The 18,094-nt window shown below is 71.3% G+C and carries 14 protein-coding genes and 2 pseudogenes; 1 reads left to right on the top strand and 15 read right to left on the bottom strand.

Annotated elements, in window-relative coordinates; genetic code table 11:
- Positions 1–113 precede the first annotated feature (113 nt).
- A pseudogene (locus GQF42_RS35960) lies at positions 114–1,653 on the top strand (ISL3 family transposase).
- Positions 1,654–1,746: 93 nt separating this feature from the next.
- On the opposite strand, the gene GQF42_RS35965 reads toward GQF42_RS35960, so the two are convergent.
- The 15 genes and pseudogenes from GQF42_RS35965 to GQF42_RS36035 form a co-directional block, all read right to left on the bottom strand.
- Positions 1,747–2,517, bottom strand: a complete 771-nt coding sequence (locus tag GQF42_RS35965) for a hypothetical protein (protein ID WP_233273593.1) — start codon at positions 2,515–2,517, stop codon at positions 1,747–1,749.
- A 43-nt stretch (positions 2,518–2,560) separates the two neighbouring features.
- The gene (locus GQF42_RS35970) at positions 2,561–3,049 is read right to left on the bottom strand and encodes a hypothetical protein (RefSeq protein ID WP_158926934.1); all 489 of its coding nucleotides are present in this window, start codon (positions 3,047–3,049) and stop codon (positions 2,561–2,563) included.
- Positions 3,046–4,320 carry an MCE family protein gene (locus GQF42_RS35975; RefSeq protein ID WP_158926936.1) on the bottom strand — a complete coding sequence of 425 codons (1,275 nt, stop codon included), beginning with the start codon at positions 4,318–4,320 and terminating at the stop codon, positions 3,046–3,048. The genes GQF42_RS35970 and GQF42_RS35975 overlap by 4 nt, the downstream gene beginning before the upstream one ends.
- Positions 4,317–5,618 (bottom strand): MCE family protein, encoded by a 1,302-nt coding sequence (locus GQF42_RS35980; RefSeq protein ID WP_158926938.1) that lies wholly within the window; start codon positions 5,616–5,618, stop codon positions 4,317–4,319. Before GQF42_RS35980 ends, GQF42_RS35975 begins: the two co-directional genes overlap by 4 nt.
- The gene (locus GQF42_RS35985; RefSeq protein ID WP_199272917.1) at positions 5,615–6,724 is read right to left on the bottom strand and encodes an MCE family protein; all 1,110 of its coding nucleotides are present in this window, start codon (positions 6,722–6,724) and stop codon (positions 5,615–5,617) included. The genes GQF42_RS35980 and GQF42_RS35985 overlap by 4 nt, the downstream gene beginning before the upstream one ends.
- Positions 6,721–7,884, bottom strand: coding sequence for an MCE family protein (locus GQF42_RS35990; protein ID WP_407699513.1), 1,164 nt, complete (start codon positions 7,882–7,884; stop codon positions 6,721–6,723). The genes GQF42_RS35985 and GQF42_RS35990 overlap by 4 nt, the downstream gene beginning before the upstream one ends.
- On the bottom strand, positions 7,881–8,921 hold the full coding sequence (locus GQF42_RS35995) for an MCE family protein (RefSeq protein WP_158926940.1): 1,041 nt from the start codon (positions 8,919–8,921) through the stop codon (positions 7,881–7,883). Before GQF42_RS35995 ends, GQF42_RS35990 begins: the two co-directional genes overlap by 4 nt.
- A complete protein-coding gene (locus tag GQF42_RS36000) occupies positions 8,918–10,165 on the bottom strand; it encodes an MCE family protein (protein ID WP_158926942.1) in 1,248 nt (415 codons plus the stop codon). Before GQF42_RS36000 ends, GQF42_RS35995 begins: the two co-directional genes overlap by 4 nt.
- A gap of 20 nt (positions 10,166–10,185) precedes the next feature.
- Positions 10,186–11,010, bottom strand: coding sequence for an MlaE family ABC transporter permease (locus tag GQF42_RS36005; RefSeq protein ID WP_158926944.1), 825 nt, complete (start codon positions 11,008–11,010; stop codon positions 10,186–10,188).
- 3 nt (positions 11,011–11,013) lie between these two features.
- Positions 11,014–11,784 (bottom strand): MlaE family ABC transporter permease, encoded by a 771-nt coding sequence (locus GQF42_RS36010; protein WP_158926946.1) that lies wholly within the window; start codon positions 11,782–11,784, stop codon positions 11,014–11,016.
- Positions 11,781–12,710 (bottom strand): ABC transporter ATP-binding protein, encoded by a 930-nt coding sequence (locus GQF42_RS36015; RefSeq protein WP_158926948.1) that lies wholly within the window; start codon positions 12,708–12,710, stop codon positions 11,781–11,783. The genes GQF42_RS36010 and GQF42_RS36015 overlap by 4 nt, the downstream gene beginning before the upstream one ends.
- Before the next feature lie 107 nt (positions 12,711–12,817).
- The gene (locus GQF42_RS36020; protein ID WP_158926950.1) at positions 12,818–13,867 is read right to left on the bottom strand and encodes an RNA polymerase sigma factor; all 1,050 of its coding nucleotides are present in this window, start codon (positions 13,865–13,867) and stop codon (positions 12,818–12,820) included.
- 118 nt (positions 13,868–13,985) lie between these two features.
- Positions 13,986–15,014, bottom strand: a complete 1,029-nt coding sequence (locus GQF42_RS36025) for a lytic transglycosylase domain-containing protein (protein WP_375992532.1) — start codon at positions 15,012–15,014, stop codon at positions 13,986–13,988.
- Positions 15,015–15,368: 354 nt separating this feature from the next.
- Positions 15,369–15,476 (bottom strand): annotated as a pseudogene (locus GQF42_RS36030) (transposase); the annotation flags it as partial.
- Positions 15,477–15,511: 35 nt separating this feature from the next.
- Entirely contained in the window at positions 15,512–17,956 is a 2,445-nt protein-coding gene (locus GQF42_RS36035; protein WP_158926952.1) for a lysylphosphatidylglycerol synthase transmembrane domain-containing protein, read from the bottom strand.
- Positions 17,957–18,094 lie beyond the last annotated feature (138 nt).

Consider the following 18,094-nt stretch of genomic DNA (forward strand, 5'->3'; position numbering starts at 1 on the left):
AGCTACTGCACTCTGCAGCCCGCCAGTAACTCCAACTACCCTAGTTACACTGCTCGTTTGGCTCTGTTCCGTAGTCGGTGGTGACGGCAAGCGACGGGCATCGTTGACGTTATATGCGTGATGACAACTCCCCTGCGGCGACGGTGTTTTCAGGGCTGTCGGCGCTGGTCATCGATGATGTGGCGGACGATGGTGAGGTGATCCGGGTCTTAGCCCGGACCCGGGATGTTCCCGTTCCCTGCCCGATGTGCGGGGTGCTGACGGGAAAGGTGCACGGTTACCATGGCCGGACGGTGGGGGATGTGCCGGTGGATGGCCGCCGCGTCGTGATATGTCTCCGGGTCCGGCGCCTTGTCTGTTCGGTTCTGGGCTGTCGACGGCAGACCTTCCGCGAGCAAGTCCCCGGCCTGCTGGAACGCCTGCAGCGTCGCACCACGCGCCTGACCAGCCAGGTCTCGGGCGTGGTCAAGGAGTTATGCGGCCGGGCGGCCGCCCGGCTCACGTCCCTGCTGGCAGCTCCGGTCTCCTGTGCCACTGCTCTGCGTCTTTTGCGGCGTATCCCCATCCCGACGGTCCCTGTCCCGCGGGTGATCGGGGTCGACGACTTTGCCCTGCGTCGACGCCACCGCTATGCGACGATCGTCATCGACGCCGAAACGGGCCGGCGCGTCGAGGTGCTACCCGACCGCGAGGCCGCCACATTGACCGCCTGGTTGCGCTCTCGTCCCGAGGTGGAGGTCGTGTGCCGGGACGGCTCGACCACCTACGCCGAGGCCATCCGCCAGGCCCTGCCCGACGCCGTGCAGGTAAGTGATCGCTGGCATGTGTGGCGCAACCTGTGCGACAAAGTCCAGGCCGAGGTCCGCGCCCACGCCCCGTGCTGGGCCACCATCAATCCGCCCCGCCCCGGCGGCATCCGCGAGCAGACCACTCGCGAGCGCTGGCACAAGGTCCACGCCCTCCTCGGCCAGGGTGTCGGCCTGCTGGACTGCTCCCGCCGCCCGGACCTGGCCCTGAACACCGTCAAGCGCTACGCCCGTATCCCCGAGCCGCCCACCGAGCGCATCACTCCGCGCTACCGACCCACTCTGGTCGACCCCTACCGCGAGCACCTGCGCACGCGACGCGCGGCCGAGCCCGGCGTACCCGTCACCCACCTCCTTCACGAGATCAGGGCACTGGGCTACACGGGCAGCGCCAACCTGCTGGTTCGCTACCTCAACCAGGGCCGCGCCGAAGGCGACCGCCCCGTGACCACCCCCCGCCGTCTTACCCGGCTCCTGCTCAACCCACCCCGGACACCTACGGACCAAGGACTCCGATCTGCTCGGCCTGATCACTGCGGCCTGCTCCGAGATGACTGAACTTGCGGCACTCATTTGTGACTTCGCCGTCCTGCTGACCCCCGCCAGCAGCAACGACTCCAAGCTCACCGACTGGATCGCCAAGGCTCGCGGGGCCGACCTGCCCCACCTGCACAGCTTCTGCAACGGCCTCGAACTCGATCGTGCCGCCGTCATCGCGGGCCTGACCCTGCCCTGGAGCAACGGCCGTACCGAGGGCGTCAACACCCGCACCAAACGGATCATGCGGCAGATGCACGGCCGTGCAGGCTTCGAACTCCTCCGCCACCGCATTCTGCTCAGCACATAGCCACGCATCGTCACCACCGACTACGGAACAGAGCCGCTCGTCTGACAGGCCCAGTACCGGGTCACCCGGCTGTCACGGAATGCCCATGCCTGGTCAGAGGGCATCGACGCCACTCACCTTCCAGCCGTCGGAGGTGCGCGTGAGCGTCAGTCGCACCCGGTTCAGGTCCAGCCGGGGCTCCGGGACCTGGGTGCTCTGGGTGACCTGGTTGACGAAGAGCAGGACGACGGCCTTGTCCGGTGTGGCCGACACGACGGACGCAGCGGGGGTGCCGCCGTCGGAGGGTGTGGCCACGGTCGCCTTCACCACGCCGTGGTACGTCGTCGCCGTCGGCGCGACCACCGTCTTCGTCGTCCTGCCGTACTGGTCGCGGAAGTACCCGGTCAGCAGGGCGCGGGCCCGGGCGAAGTCCCGGTCCAGGTGCCGGTAGTCGTACGACAGCACGACCGGCGCCGCCTCCCGCGCGGCCGCGAGGGCTTCGCCCCGGGCCTGCTCGGCCTGCCGCCCCTGCCGGTACTGCCACCCGAGGACGGCTGCCAGGACCAGAGCCGCCACGAGAACGAGGACCGGCACCGCGGTGAGCACGCTCCGTCCGACCCTGCGTGAAGGCGCGCTCTCCTCCGGCTCATCCTCGCAGGGCTCACTCTCGAAGTGCTCGTGCGCGGGCTCCGGCGGGTCCTCCCAGCCGCCCGCCGGGGGCTCGACGAGCAGGGTGTGCCCGGGGACGGCTTCCTCGCCCCGGCGGGCAGCGCCCTCGGGGCGCGCCGGCCGCCCTGCGCGCTTGGCCGCCGCGCGGGCGGCCGCGGTCATGGTGCGGCGGCCCGGGGAGCCGGTGCCGCGGGTGCGGGAGGTCGGGTTCGCCACGGTGTCTCTCCTCATTGACGGCCTCACAGTCGGGTCGGTCGGCTCAGCCCACGAACGTGACGTCGGAGGTCAGCCAGCGGCCGGCCACGCGCACGAGGTCGAGCTGGAGTCGGTAGGTGCGCGCCTGGCCCTCGGGCGCCGCGGTGTTGGTCACCTTGCTGTCGGCCACGACCAGGACCCGGGCCGAGCGCGTGTCGGACCGCACGATGCCCGCTTCCAGGATCTGCCCCTCGGACACCGACTTGTTCTGGGCGACGAGCTTCGTCAGCTGCGCGGTCTGCGCGGCGAACTGCTTCTTGAAGTCGCCGGTGGCGCCCTCCAGCACGGTGCGGCTGTCCCGGTCGTAGTGCCGGTAGTCGAGCGAGGTGAAGTTCAGTGCCGACTGGCGGGCCGCCGCCAGGATGTCCTGACGGCGCTGCTGCGCCGCGCGCTGGTCGGCCAGCTTCAGTCCCAGCCAGACACACAGCACGGTCGTCAGCACGGTCGCGGCGACGAGCCCCGCAGACAGCAGCCTCGCCCGGCCCCCTGTCATGCCATCGGTCCCACGAGCAGCCATTGCCACGACTCCTTTCCGAACACGGTCTGTTCGCCGCCCGTCGAGCCGATCTCGACGGGCGCTGCGTCCGGGCCGGTCACGGTGCCGGTCTCCGGGTCGTACGGGGCCACGAACGCGGCCTGGTCGGCGCTGTACCGGCCGCCGGCCGGGCCGGGGGCGTTCTGGGCACCGCGCACCGAGGTCTTGCTGCCGCGCGGTGCCGTGCAGCGCGCGCCGGTGTTCGCCGGGCGTGTGCTGGTGTCGGCGGGGGCGCGCCGCTGGGTGCCGTAGCCCTGGGTGCACGCGGGCGGGTCGTCGGCGTTCACGGTCAGCCCGAAGTGGGTGGTGCCGTCGCCGGGGATGACCGTGTAGCTGCCCGCGACCGTGAGCGGGAGCGTGACCAGGGCCTGTTGGACGCCGGGCAGCCGGGCCAGGGTGATCTGGCCGCCGCTGATGAGGTTGGCCAGCAGGACCGGCACGTGCGGCCGGATGGACTTCAGCAGGGAGTCCAGCTGCTGGTCGGCGGGCGCGGTGTTGCCGATCAGCCTGCGCAGATCGCCGTCGCTCGACTTCAGCTGCTCGGTGAGCCTGGCCAGGTCGCGGGAGAACGACTTGATGGCCGAGCCCTGGTCGGCCTGTGTCTTGAGCACCTTCCGCGAGTCCTCGATCAGCGAGACCGTCTGGGGGAGCGACGCGGATGCCGATTCCACCAGCGCGTTGCCGGAGTCCACCAGCCGGCTCAGGTTCGGTCCGGTGCCGGCGAAGGCCTTGCCCAACTCGTCCACGGTGACCCGCAGATCGTCCTTGCCGACCGAGTTCACCAGCCGGTCGAGGCTGAGGACCAGGTCGGTGACCGGCAGCGGGGTCCGGGTGCGGCTGCGCGGGATCGGGCTGCCGTCCATGAGGTACGGCCCGCCCGACCGCCGCGGCTGGAGGTCGACGTACTGCTCGCCCACCGCTGAACGGTCGGCGACCACCGCGAGCGTGTCGGCCGGGATCCTCGGGGCGCCGTCCTCGATCTTGAGCGCCACCGAGACCCCGGACCCGGTCAGCCGCAGATCGCCCACGCGGCCCACCGGCACGCCCCGGTAGGTGACCTCGGCGCCGGGGAAGACGCCTCCGGACTCGGCGAAGTCGGCGCGCACGGTGTACCCGCGGTGCAGGAGGTCGTCCACGAGGCCCGTGTACCGGGCGCCGACGTACGACACCCCGAGGGCGGTGACGGTCGCGAAGGCGAGCAGCTGGGCCCTGACCGTACGTGTGATCACGGCATGATCCCCTTCAGCATCAGCTCGGCGAGGCCGAGATCGATCCCGGGCGGGAGACGACGCGAGCCGCCCCCGTTGCCGTAGGCCGCGGTGCACACGGGCGGGCACAGCAGGGTGCTGCCGTCGGAGGGCATGGACGGCGTCGAGGGCGCGGCGGGTGCGGAGGGCACGGGAGGCACGGGTGGGACGGTCGGGGTGCCCGGCAGGGGCGGGACGGACGGGAGAGGGGTGGGAGTGGGCAGGCCGGGGAGCTTCGGGGTCCCGGGGGCCGGGGACTTCCCGCCCTTGCCCGGCTTGCCGGTGACGTTGCCGTACAGGGCCGCCAGGTCGAGATCGGCGGTGATCTTCAGATTGACGTAGTCGCCCTTGACGGCGTCCGTCACGTTGCGCGGGAACGGGTAAGTGGTGAGGATCTCAAGGGAGTTGGGCAGGTCGTCGCCCGCCTGGTTCAGCTCCTGCAGGATGGGCTGGAGCTTCTTCAGGTCGGCGACGGTGTCGTCGTGGGAGGCGTTCACCACCCTGGTGCCGGTCTTGCCGAGTGTGGACAGGGAGGTGAGCATCCTCGTCAGGTCCTTGCGCTGGTCGGCGAGGGCCTTCAGCGCGGGCGGCATGGTGTCGACGGCCAGGGCGATCGTCTGCTTCTCGTTCTTCAGCCGCTTCGCCAGCCGGTCGACGCCCTTGAGGGCGCGCACGATCTCCGCCCGCTGGCCGTCGAGGCCGCCGAGGAACGTGTCGAGCTGCTTCAGCAGGGACCTGACCCGGTCCTCGCGGCCGCTGAGGGCCTTGTTCAGCTCGACGGTGATCGTCTTCAGCTGGGCCACCCCGCCGCCGTTGAGGAGCGCCGACAGGGCCGACAGCACCTCCTCGACCTCCGGGTTGCGGCCGCTGCGGGACAGCGGGATGACGTCGCCGTCGTGGAGCCGTCCGACGGGCGCGGTGCCGGCCGGCGCGGACAGGGCGACGTACTTCTCGCCGAGCATGCTCGTCTGCCTCAGGTCGGCGACCGCGTTGCCGGGCAGTTTCACCGAGTCGGCGATGCGCAGCCGTACCCGCGCGTGCCAGCCGTCCAGTTCCACCTTCTCGACCGCGCCCACGGTGACGTCGTCGACCTTGACCGCCGACTGCGGCACCAGGTCCAGGACGTCCCGGAACTCGACGGTGACGTGGTAGGCGTGGCCGTCCGAGGCGGCGCCGCCGGGGAGCGGGACGTCGTACCAGCCGTTGAACTCGCAGCCGGTCAGCAGCAGCGAGCCGGCCGCCGTCCAGGCGGCCAGTCGCCCCAAGCGCCTTACGCTCATGCCGGTGCCCCCAGGATTCCGCCGAGGGTCTTGTCGACCGTGCCCGTCGACGCCGGGGCCGACGGCACTTCGGGCAGGGAGTCGAAGAGCTTCTTCAGCCCGGCGCAGTTGTCGTGGTCGTCACCGGTCGTCCTCAGGATCGAGCAGAGCAGCGATGCCGGATCCTGAGGGGTTTGCGCGTTGTTGCGGGTGTCGAGGGTGCCGGCGGCGGGATTGTAGGCGTTCTGCAGGTTCGACAGGCCCGTGGGGGCAACGGTCAACAGCTCCTGAAGCGCGGCCCGTTGGGTGACGAGGACGTTGGTGACCTTGGCCAGGCCCTGCACGTCCGTGGTCAGCGCCTTCTTGTTGCCCTTCACGAAGCCGGCCACGTCACCGAGTGCGGCGGCCAGGTACTTCAGCGCTGCGGCGAGATCCTTGCGCTCGCCGGCCAGCTGTCCGGCCACGTCGGCGAGGTCGGTGTCGAACGACCGCACACTGCTGTCGTCCGCCGCCAGCGCGGCCGTGAACACCTGAAGGTTCCGTACGGTCCCGAACAGGTCGCCGCGCCCGTCGGACAGCGTGGTGGCCGCCTGGGACAGGTCGTCCACCGCCTGGTTGAGGTTCTGGCCCTGCCCCCGGAGGTTGTCCGCGCTCACACCGAGCAGCCGGGACAGCGAGCCCTGCTTGTTGGCGCCGTTCGGACCCAGCGCCTCGGCGGTGGTGTGCAGGCTGTCGAAGATCCGGTCCAGCTCGACGGGGACGGCCGTACGGGACTCGGGGATCACGTCTCCGTCCCGCATTTCCGCGCCCTTGCGGTACACCGGCAGCAGCTGCACGTAACGGTCGCTGACCACCGAGGAGTTGACGATGGCGGCCTGTGCGCCGGCGGGGACCTTGCGCCCCCGGTCGTACTCCAGCTCCACCCGGACCCGGTCGCCCTCCGGCGTGATCTTCCCGACCTCGCCGATGCGGACGCCGAGGACGCGGACGTCGGAGCCGGGGTAGATGCCGACGGTGCGCGGGAAGTACGCCGTGACGTGGACGGGGCCGGGGCCCGGCCAGAGGACGACGGCGAGGCCGGCGACGATGGCGAGCGCGGTGAACAGGGCCAGGAGTCTGCGGGTCATCGGGTGCCTCCCGTCCGCGGTGTGACCGGGGCGGCGACGAGGTTCTGGACGTAGGAGTCGAACCAGCGGCCGTTTCCGAGGGTGTTGGTGAAGAGCCGCACGTAGGGGGCGAGGAGCTGGACGCTGCGGTCGAGGCTCGCCTGGTTGCGTTCGAGCATCTTCAGGAAGGTGCCGAGGTTCTTCAGCGCGGGCCCGATCTCCTTGCTGTTGTCGTCGACCAGGCCGGACAGCTCGATTCCCAGCAGCGCGGAACTCTTCAGCAGTGTGTGGATCGCCGCGCGCCGGTCGTCGATCTCCTTGAACAGCGCGTCACCGTCCTTCACCAGCGCGGAGAAGTCCTTCGTATGCTCGGCCAGCACCTTGGTGACCCCGTTCGCATGGTCGAGGAGCCCGCGCAGGGCCTGGTCACGGGAGACGACGGTCCGGGAGATCCGTGACAGTCCCTTGATCGACGCCCGTACCTCTTCGGGGGAGTCCTGGAAGGTGAGGGAGAGGGTGTCCAGCGCCTTCGCGAGCCGGTCCGTGTCGACCGCCTCGGTGGTGGTCGTCAGGTCGCTGAAGGCCTGGACGACGTCGTACGCCGACACGGTCCGGCCGAGCGGGATCCCGCTGCCCGGCTTCAACTGGCCGGGCCCCTTCGGGTACAGGGCCAGGTACTTCGCGCCGAGGATGGTCTTGACGCGGATCGCCGCGCCCGTGTCGGTGCCGAACCCGGGGTGGCCCTTCACCTTGAAGGTGACCTTGACGTGGTCGCCGTCCAGGTCGACGCCCTCGACCTTGCCGACCTTGACCCCGGCGATCCGTACCTCGTCGCCCGGCTTGAGCCCGCCGGCCTCGGAGAAGGCCGCGCTGTACGTGTCGCCGCCGCCGATCAGCGGCAGGCTGTCGGCGTTGAACGCGGCGAACGTGAGCAGCGCGAGGACGGTGAGGCCGACGGCGCCCACGACGACCGGGTTCCGCTCACGGAAGGGCTTCAGGCGTGGCCGCTTCAGCCGGATCGTGGGCAGCTTCGGCGGCAGGACGCGTACCTTGACCAAGGGCTGGGGGCGGGGCTCCCGCTTGGGCAGCAGCCGGGGGATTTTCGGCAGCTTCGGTGGCAGGACCCGTACCTTCACCAGCGGCTCGGGACGGCGCCTCCGCCTTGGGACACGCAGTCTCATCCGCCACACCTCGCCCGCGCCACATGTAGGTCCGGGGTGATCACCTGCTTGGTCTCCGGCAGCACGACCCGGCCGTCGAAGTCGCAGAGGTAGAAGTTGAACCAGGATCCGTAGGACGCCGTCCCGGTCAGCGCGTTGAGCTTGTTCGGCAGCCGTTGCAGGACGCCCTCCACGGTGTGCTCGTTCTTGTCCAGTGTTCCGGTGAGCTCGCCGAGCCCGGCGATGTCGCCCTTCAGCGGCGGACGCGCGTCCTTCAGCAGCCCCGACGTGACGTCGGTGAGGTCGCCGATGCTCACCAGCGACTCCCCGATGGGCTTGCGGTCGGCCGACAGGCCCGAGATCACCCGCCGCAACTGCGTGAGCAGGTCCGAGAAGCGGGAGCCGCGCTTGTCGAGCGTGTCCAGGACGGTGTTGAGGTTGTCGATCACCGAGCCGATCAGCTGGTCGCGGTCGGCGAGGGTGGTGGTGAGCGAGGCGGTGTGCGCGAGGAGGCTGTTGACCGTCCCGCCCTCGCCCTGGAGGGTCTGGACGATCTCGGTGGCGAGCTGGTTGACGTCGCTCGGGCTGAGCGCGGCGAACAGCGGCTTGAAGCCGTTCAGCAGGGCGTTGAGGTCCAGCGCCGGCTGGGTCCGGGACAGCGGGATGGTGCCGCCGGGCCGAAGCCGGGCGGTGACGTCGCCGGGGCCCTCGGTGAGCGCGATGTACCGCTGCCCGACCAGGTTGCGGTAGCGCACGACCGCGTGGGTCCCCGCGAGCAGCGGCCGGTCCGCGCCGACGGTGAACGTGACCTCCGCCAGGGTCCGGTCCTTGATCCGGATGCCCTCGACCTCTCCCACCCGCACTCCGGCCACGCGGATGTCGTCGCCGGTCTCCAGCCCGGTGACGTCGGTGAACACGGCGTGGTAGGTGTCCGTCGGGGTGAAGGAGATGTTGACGATGGTGGCGGCGAGCAGCGCCGTCGCCGTGATCGTGACCAGCGCGAACAGGCTGAACTTGACCAGCGGGGCGGCGGCCTGCCGGGCTCCTGACCTGCTCATGCGACACTCACCGCCGTTCCGCGCGCGAGCGGACCGAACAGCAGGGTCGCGACGGGCGGCACCTGGTCGGCGGGGACGTCCAGGACGGGGGCCACGAGTGAGCCGACGGCCCGCTGCTCGGCCCGGGTGGCGGACACGTTGACACCTCCGGGGAGTGCGCCGGAGGAACCTCCGGCCGACGTACCGTCGTCGAGATGAGGTTTCGGGCCGGGCACCTGAGGATGCGGCAGGCCACGGCAGTTGGGGCCGGACCGCTCGCCGTACACCGGCTCCTCACCGGGCTGGTACGCCCCTTGCGGCCGGACGACTTCGAGGGTGATCCGCATCTCGCCGCCCCGGAACGCGTCCTCCGAGGCCTTCTCCTGCCGGACCAGGCCCGTCAGCAGGCATGGGTACTCGGGGGAGTAGCGGGCGAACAGCTCCAGCGTGGGGCGGGAGACCCGGCCCAGCGTGATCAGCCGGTCGCCGTTCTCGGACAGGAAGCCGTTCGCCGTGTCCGCCACGGAAGCGGTGGAGCGGAGCGCGGCGGCCAGCTGGTCCTTCTTGTCGACGATCGTGCGGCTGGTGGTGACCGTGTTGCGCAGGATGCGTATCAGGTCGGGCGCGGCGTCGCCGTACACCTCGGCGACGTCCGCGAACCGCGAGATGTCCTCCTTGAGGGAGGGCATGTGCGGGTTGAGACGGCGCAGATACCCCTCGACGCGGGTGAGGTTGTCCCCGATCCGGTCGCCGCGGCCCTCCAGCGCGGTGGCGAACGCCGAGAGCGTGGCGTTGAGTTCCCCCGGCTGGACCGTGCGCAGCAGCGGCAGCAGGTCGTTCATCAGCTGCTGCACCTCGATGCCGACCTTCGTGCGGTCCTGGGTGATGACGTCTCCGGCGCGGATGGGCCGAGCCGACGACCGCGCAGAGTGCGGGGGCGGGACCAGGTCGACGTACTTCTCGCCGAACAGCGTCTTGGGCAGCAGGCGGGCGTGCACGTCCGAGGGGATGTACGGGACGTACCGGGGATCGAGCGCGATGTCGAGCGTGGCCTTCGTGCCGTCCGCGTGCACCTCGCGCACCTCGCCGACCAGCCGCCCGCGCAGCTTGACGTCCGCGCGTGGATCGAGCTGGTTGCCGAGGGTGCCGGCCTGAAGGGTGATGGGCACGACGGACGTGAACGCCTGCTGGTAGACGGCCACCGCGAGCGACAGCAGCAGCGCGAGCACGGCGAGGAAGGCGATGCCGTACAGCCTGAGTCTCATTCTCTGTATGCGCACCGCTCTCACCCCGCTATCCGTACGGTCGTGGTGGCGCCCCAGATCGCGAGGCTCAGGAAGAAGTCCAGGACGTTGACGGCGACGATCGAGGTCCGCACCGCACGGCCCACCGCGACGCCCACGCCCGCCGGGCCGCCGCTCGCGTGGTAGCCGTAGTAGCAGTGCACCAGGATGATCAGCACGGCGAAGACGATCACCTTGCCGAAGGACCAGAACACGTCGACGGGCGGCAGGTACTGGTGGAAGTAGTGGTCGTACGTGCCCGTCGACTGCCCGTAGTAGCCGGTGGTGATGGTGCGGGCGGCCAGGTACGAGGACAGCAGCCCGATCACGTACAGCGGGATCACCGCGACGAAGCCGGCGATCATCCTCGTCGTCACCAGGAACGGCAGCGACGGGACGCCCATCACCTCCAGCGCGTCGGTCTCCTCACTGATCCGCATCGCACCGAGCTGCGCGGTGAACCCGGCGCCGACCGTCGCGGACAGAGCGAGCCCGGCCACCAGCGGGGCGATCTCCCGGGTGTTGAAGTACGCCGACAGGAACGCCACGAAGTTGGAGGTGCCGAGCTGGTTGAGGGCCGCGTAGCCTTGGAGGCCGACCTCGGTGCCGGTGAAGAAGGACAGGAACGCGATCACGCCGACCGTGCCGCCGACGACGGCGAGTGCGCCGCGCCCGAAGCTCACCTCGGCGAGCAGCCGCAGCACCTCCTTCTTGTAGCGGCGCAGGGTGCGGCCCGTCCAGGCCAAGGAGCGTCCGTAGAAGGACAGTTGGGCGCCCAGCTCTTCGAGTGAGCGCAAGGGGCGATCGAGGACTTTTTGAGGTCTCATCGGCTAACCCCTCTGCGGGACGACCTGGAAGTACACCGCGGTCATCACGAAGTTGGTCACGAACAGCAACATGAAGGTGATCACCACGGACTGGTTGACGGCATCGCCCACGCCCTTGGGACCGCCCTGTGCGGTCAGCCCCTTGTACGAGGCGACGATCGCCGCGATGGCCCCGAACACGAGCGCCTTGACCTCTGCCGCCCACAGGTCGGACAGCTGCGCGAGGGTGGTGAAGGACGCCAGGTAGGCGCCGGGCGTGCCGTGCTGGAGGACGACGTTGAAGAAGTAGCCGCCCGCGACACCGACGACCGAGACGAGGCCGTTGAGGAGCACGGCCACGACCATCGACGCCAGCACGCGCGGTACGACGAGCCGGTGGATCGGGTCGATGCCGAGCACCTGCATCGCGTCGATCTCGTCCCGGATCTTGCGCGCCCCGAGGTCCGCGCAGATCGCCGTGCCGCCCGCGCCCGCGATGAGCAGCGCGGTGACGATCGGCGAGGCCTCGCGCAGCACCGCGAGCACGGACGCGGCACCGGCGAAGGACTGCGCGCCGAGCTGCCGGGTCAGGCTGCCGATCTGCAGTGCGATGACCGCCCCGAAGGGGATCGAGACCAGTGCCGTCGGCAGGATCGTGACGCTTGCGACGAACCACGCCTGCTGGATGAACTCCCGTGCCTGGAAGGGCCGTCGGGGCAGGGTCCGGACGACGTCCAGGGCCATCGCGAAGAGGTTGCCCGAGTGCCGGAGCGCACCTGTCGGGGAGAGTCTCATGCGCTGCTCACCCCCGTCCCGCGCAGCTCTGCCTCCCGTCTCGCGATCGCCTCCCAGCGGGGCGGGCGGGTGATGCCGGGGCCGGGCAGCAGGCGGGGAGTCAGGTCCCGGACGCGTGGTCCCTCGTCGATTCGGGCCAGCTCCTGCTCGACCTGGGCCGCGTCCTTCTCCTCCGCCATGCCGATCGGCCCCTGCATCCGGCCGTTCAGGAACTGCCGTACGACGGGCTCGTCACTGGTCAGCAGCTCCTCGCGGGGCCCGAACAGCACCAGCTCGCGCCGGAACAGCAGCCCGATGTTGTCCGGGACCTGGCGGGCCGAGGCGATGTCGTGGGTGACGATCAGGAAGGTCGCGTCGATCTGTGCGTTGAGGTCGACGATGAGCTGGTTGAGGTAGGCCACGCGGACCGGGTCCAGGCCCGAGTCCGGCTCGTCGAACAGGATGATCTCCGGGTCGAGGACCAGGGCGCGGGCGAGCCCGGCCCGCTTGCGCATGCCACCGGAGATCTCGCCGGGCAGCTTCTCCTCGGCGCCGATCAGCCCGACCATGTCCATCTTCTCCAGCACGACGCGCCGGATCTCGCTCTCCGACTTGCGGGTGTGCTCGCGCAGCGGGAAGGCGATGTTGTCGTACAGGTTCATCGAGCCGAACAGCGCGCCGTCCTGGAACAGCACACCGAAAAGCTTTCGCACCTCGTACAGGTCGTGCTCACGGAGCCTGGTGATGTCCCGGCCCTGGATCGTGATGGAGCCGCGCTCCGGCTTCAGCAGCCCCACGAGCGTCTTGAGGAACACCGACTTGCCCGTCCCCGAGGGGCCGAGCATCACCGACACCTCCCCGGCGGGCAGCGTCAGCGAGACGTCCTGCCAGATGACCTGATGGCCGAAGGACTTGGTCAGCCCTTCCACACAGATCTCGACACCCATCCGGTCCCACCCTTCGCCCGTGGAGCAGCTCCGACATCTGCTCTACGGGGAGGCGCGGGACGTCCGTCGCGACGACCGGGATTTTTTTCGGACGTGTTTACGGCGTGCTACGGCAGCTTCGGCGACGGCGTGCTCGAAGACGTCCTCGGGGCAGGGACAGGGGCGGAGAACGGAGCGGCCGGTACCGTCGGGGCCGGGGGCAGCGACGGGACTGACGAGGCGGCCGACCTCGTCGGCAGGTCCGGCACCTTGGGTACGCCGGGCAGCCGCGGGACCTGCGGCGCCGACAGCCCCGGGAGCGCGGATGAGGACACGCCCGGCAGGGACGGCACGGGCACCGGCAGCGGCCGGGACTTCCCCCCGGTCGGTGAGGGCGTCCGACTCCGGGCGCCGGGCGCCGGGGGCGGGGAGGTGCGCGTCCTCAGGGTGAGCCCCCGGCCCGTGGCGTCGCTGCGCCGCACCTGCGCGTCGCTGGACACGGCCGGCCGCGGCGCCGCACCGTTCCCCTTCCCGCCCGCATTGAGCGCGTACGGCAGCACGAGCCCCGCCACCGCCAGGGTCGCCGCCGTCGAGGTCACCGCGACCACCTGGGCCTTGCCACCCCCGCGCAGCCGCCCGCGCCCGACCAGGAACATCACCAGCCCCAGCGTCCCGGCCAGCGAGGCGCGCAGCGTGCGCCGGGCCCGGGCGAGCAGCGACTCGACGGTCCGGTAGCTGAGCCCCATCCGCACGGCGACCTGACTCACGTCCAGGTCCTCGGACTTCAGCCGGAGTGCCTCCGCCTGCCGGGCGGGCAGCTCACCGCTGCGCACGGCGAGCCACTTCGCCTCGGCCCGGTCGCACACCGCTTCCTCGACGGGGACCGGGCCCGGCGCGACGAGCGTGGGGCGGCTGCCCACCTCGGCCTCTCGGTTGACCTGCCGGTACCGGTCGACGCACAGCCGCATCGTCACCGTCGTCAGCCAGGCGCCGAGCCGCTCGTCGTCGAGGTCCGGGCGTTCCGCGGCCCGCAGCATCGCCTCGTGCACGGCGTCCTCGGCATCCTCGTGGCTCATGGAGCGTCGCCGGGCCACCTTGAGCAGCTGCTCGCGATGGCTCCACATGCGCTGCCAACGCTCCTCGGCGGCCGCTGTGTCCGCAGGCATGTCCGTCGCCATGAGGGCCCCTTCGCACTCACCCGCCGGTCCTGTGCTTCCGGCGGATGGCGACATTACCGCTGAGTAGTCGCGGTTGTGGAGGGGGAGGCGCTCATCGTGTTCCAGCCGTTGCCGATGGTCACGGCCCCACGTCGGGCAGCACGCCGCCGCCGGGCAGCGCGAGAGTCGGCTCGGGGACGGGGACCAGCGGAGTCCCGGACGCCTTGGGCACGCCCGCCGCTGGGGACGGGCTGGGGGAGGGTGAGGCGGGCGGCGCCGACGACGTGGGCGAAGGGCCAGGGGCCGGCTCCCGGTCGTGCGACGACTTCGGCGGCGAGGGCTTCGGCCGCTGTGTGCGGGACGGCTTCGGCCGGTCCGACCGGGATCCGGTGGACGCGTCCGGCACCACGCGGTGTCCGGTCAGGTAGTACGCGAACCAGGCCTTGACGGTGCGTAGATAGGCGTCCGAGTGGTTGTAGCCCAGGATCGCCCGGTCCAGGTCGGCGGGGTTCGACAGGTCGCGGCCGCCCGCGCACAGGTAGCGGCCGGCGGCGAGCGCGGCGTCGTAGACGTTGTTCGGGTCCGACCGTCCGTCGCCGTTGCCGTCCGCGCCCCAGCGGGCCCAGGTGGACGGGATGAACTGCATCGGGCCGACCGCGCGGTCGTACACCGGGTCCCCGTCGTACGCGCCGCCGTCGGTGTCCGGCACGACGGCGAAGGCGCCGCCGGTCAGCCGCGGGCCGAGGATGGGCGTCACGGTCGTACCGTCCGGGGTCACCCGGCCACCCCATGCCTGCCCGGACTCCACCTGGCCGATCGCGGCCAGCAGCTGCCAGCGCAGCCGGCAGCCGGGCGCGCTGCGCGCCAGTTCCTCCTCGGCACGCCGGTACGCGGCGAACACGGTCGCGGGCAGGGCGCCGCCGACCGTCGCTCCCGGTGCCGAGCCGTCTTTCCGTGTCCGCAGCGGGGGGAGGCCGGTGCGGTACGGGGTGTCGCCGGACACGCTGGCGCCGTGCCCGGCGGGCGCCGCCTTCCGCGCGGGCTGCGCGGCCTCGGCCGAGACCGCCCCCGGTGCCTGCGATGCGGTCAGCACGGCCATCGCCGCCGCCGCGATCGCCGCACCCCTGGCACCCCTCAGTGCTGCTCCCTTGAGTGCACGCGCTGTCACTGTGCAGTCCCCTCCGTGGGTGAATCCGTCGTCCGCTCTACGCGGCCGGAGGGCGGGTCCGTCGCGCGGAACCGGGCGGATGGGGCGCGAGCCTCTTCGGGACCGGGGTACACACGCGTGTCCGTCAAGGTCTCACCAAGCGGTCGGGGCGGTCACCGACCCCGATCGCCGGCCCGCCCGACCTGCGCGTAAGGGAGGGCTGCGGACCACGACGCAACTGGTGGCGTCCTGCGTCGTCCATCGGCTGCGGGATGCGGAGGCTGACCTGGATACGGGCACTTCAACGGGCCTGCGGGGCAGGGGATAGCTGGCGTACACCGGGCCGGGACCAGTCTCAGGCGCCGAGCTTTGGGAGTGGCCGCGGGCGCGGATGGCCTTGCGGATGCGGGCGTTGACGCTCTCGATCGCGTTCGTGCTGCAGATGACCTTGCGGATCTCGACGTCGAGGGAAAGGAAGGGCACGAACCCGGCTCGGGAGGCCGGCGACGGCAGCAGCGTCAGGCGTAGCCCTTGCGCTGTACGGCGCGCAGGGCCAGGGCGCCCAGTGGGACGTTCAGCCAGAAGGTGAGCAGCCGGTAGACGAGCACGGCCGAGGTGGCTGCGCCGGCCGTGACGCCGAGCGCGGTGAGACCGGCGATGAGGCCGACTTCGAGGGCACCCAGTCCGCCGGGGACAGGAGCCGCGTTGGCGACGAGGCGTGCCGCCATGTAGACGGCGCCGGCCTGGACGAAGGGAAGACCACCGCCGAACGCGCGCACGCTCAACACGAGTCCGACGACCTGGATGAGGGGCAGGCCCAGCGCGCCGGTGACGAGGAGAGCCAGCTTGGCGGGATCGGAGGCGACCCCCGTCACAGTCGACGCCGCCGCCCGCAGGAACGGCCACACCTTCTCGCGGAGGAAGCGCCGCCCGGCCGGGGTGACACCGAGCAGACCCCCTGCCGCGAGGGCCAGGGCGATGGCCGGCAGCACATACCGGCCTGCCGGCACGTGCAGGTGAACTCCGGTGTGGTGGCGTCCGGCCCAGGCGAAGAACCAGGCGGCGAGCACGGCGTTGGAGACGGCGCTGACGAGACTCTGCAGGCCGACGGAGGCCGTGGCAGCCCCGGTCTCGATCCCCGTCTTCTGCAGGTAGCGCAGGTTGAGCGCCATGCCGCCGACGTTGTTCGGGGTGATGCGGTTCAGGAACGAACTGGCGAACTGCACCTCGTACGTGGGGCCGAACGGCAACCTGGCCGGAATGGTGCCCATTTGAAGGCAGGTGGAGAACACCTGGGAGATGAAGGTGACGGGCAGTGCCGCGAGCACCCACCACCAGTCGGCCTTTCGCAACGCGGCCACCACCGCTGAGGCACTGGCGAACTGCGGCAGCACCAAGTGCAGGACAAGGAATGCACCGACCAGGCCGAAGATGGTCTTCCAGGTGAAGCGCGCGAGGGGCGCGAGGGGAGCGGGCTCGGCGCCGGTCGCCTCCACGACCGCGGCAGAGAGGTCACGCAGCAGGCTCGGGCGGCCGCCGGGCCGTACCGTACGCCGCTTGGTACCCGCTCCCGCCGCACGAGCGCGGGCCTGGTCGTACCGGGCGACCTCGCGCCGTGCGGGGCCGAGCAGCGCGAGCGGCTGCAGGTAGGGCAGGGCGGTCGCCAGCAGCGGCGGCCCGAGGCCGGCCAGCGCACACTGGGTGGCGCGCGGCACCCCGATGCGTGTCGCGGTGGTGGCCAGCAGTTCGGCAATGTCGCTGCCGAGCGCGTCGGGCGTGGCGCCCAGCCGGGCGCGTGCGAACGCGATGAGCCGGGACGCACCGTCCGGCTCGACGAGGATGTGTTCCGGGCGGAGCGCCCGGTGCGCCAGTCGGTGCTTTTGGAGGCGGGCCACGGACGTCCATACGCCGGTGAGTATCTGGTCGGTGATCTCCTCGCCCGGGAACGCGGACAGCGGACGGGCGGCGTGCTCGATCGTCACCAGGAGTGCGCCGCCCTTGTCCACCGGGTACGCGATCACCGGCTCGGCCGCCCGGGCGCCGGTACGGCCTGCGAACACGAGCATGAGGAGTTCGTGCTCGACCGCGGCGAGTGGGGTATGCGCGTCCGTGTCGCTGGGATGGCGCAGCAGCGCGAGCCGGGCCAGCCGGTGGAAGAGGTCGCGGTTGCGGTCCTCGGGGCCGAGCACCTGTACCGTGAGTCGCGCACCGGTGGTGGTCTCGGCGCCGTAGCCGGCCCCTTCCCCGGAGCGCTGATCCGGTGGCGGCGTTTCCCGCAGCGCGGCGAGCGGGATCCCGCACGCAACGAGTGCGTCGGCGACCGCCTGCGGGGCCGGCCGGTCCGCCGGGGCTCCGGCCAGCAGCAGCACGGCAGATCCGGCCACACCTCCTAGGGCGAGCGCGCCGACTGCCTCAAGTGGCATGATGGCGGCGGCTGTGATGCTCAGCCCGGCGCACCCGACGGTCAGCGTCCACCACGTCCGCCGCAGACGCGCCTCCAGCCACGGACCTGCCGCCACGACCGCCGCAGCGCAGGCGGCCAGATACGCTGCCGGCGGCCAGCCGGCATCCACCAGCGCGCCCCGCCCCACCAGCACCTGCGGCCATACGCCTGGTCTGCTACGCGTCATGGCCAGGTGGGTGACGGGCCACGAAAGCAGCGCGCCCAGCGCCGCCGCGGGCACGATCCGGAGAATCGCGTCGCCGCGCCGCCGGGCGACCAGCACGCCGACGGCCACCACCGGCGCGACGACAGCGACCACCTGCACCGCCCCGACGACACCATCGCGCAATCCCGGCGGTAGCGCGGTCGCCGCGTCGAGCAGCGCCTGCTGCATCCTGCGGGTGGGTGCGAGCGCCGTGACGGCCGGCAGCACCGTCACCACCAGCACGGCGCCGGAGACGAGCAGCCGCGACAGATCGGCCGCCCGGCGCACCTGGCGCGGCGGCGGAGCGTCGATCACCGGCGTTGCCGCGGTCTGAGCGTCTCCGGCAGCAACGGAGAGTGGGAGGATGCCAGGGCGTTCATTCACAGCCGGCCGCCCAGGCGGATCCGGCCTTGGCCATGTCGGCTCCTCGTCGGCGGGCCTAGGCCCGAGGCG

The sequence above is a fragment of the Streptomyces broussonetiae genome, assembly GCF_009796285.1.
Taxonomy (GTDB): Bacteria; Actinomycetota; Actinomycetes; order Streptomycetales; family Streptomycetaceae; genus Streptomyces; species Streptomyces broussonetiae.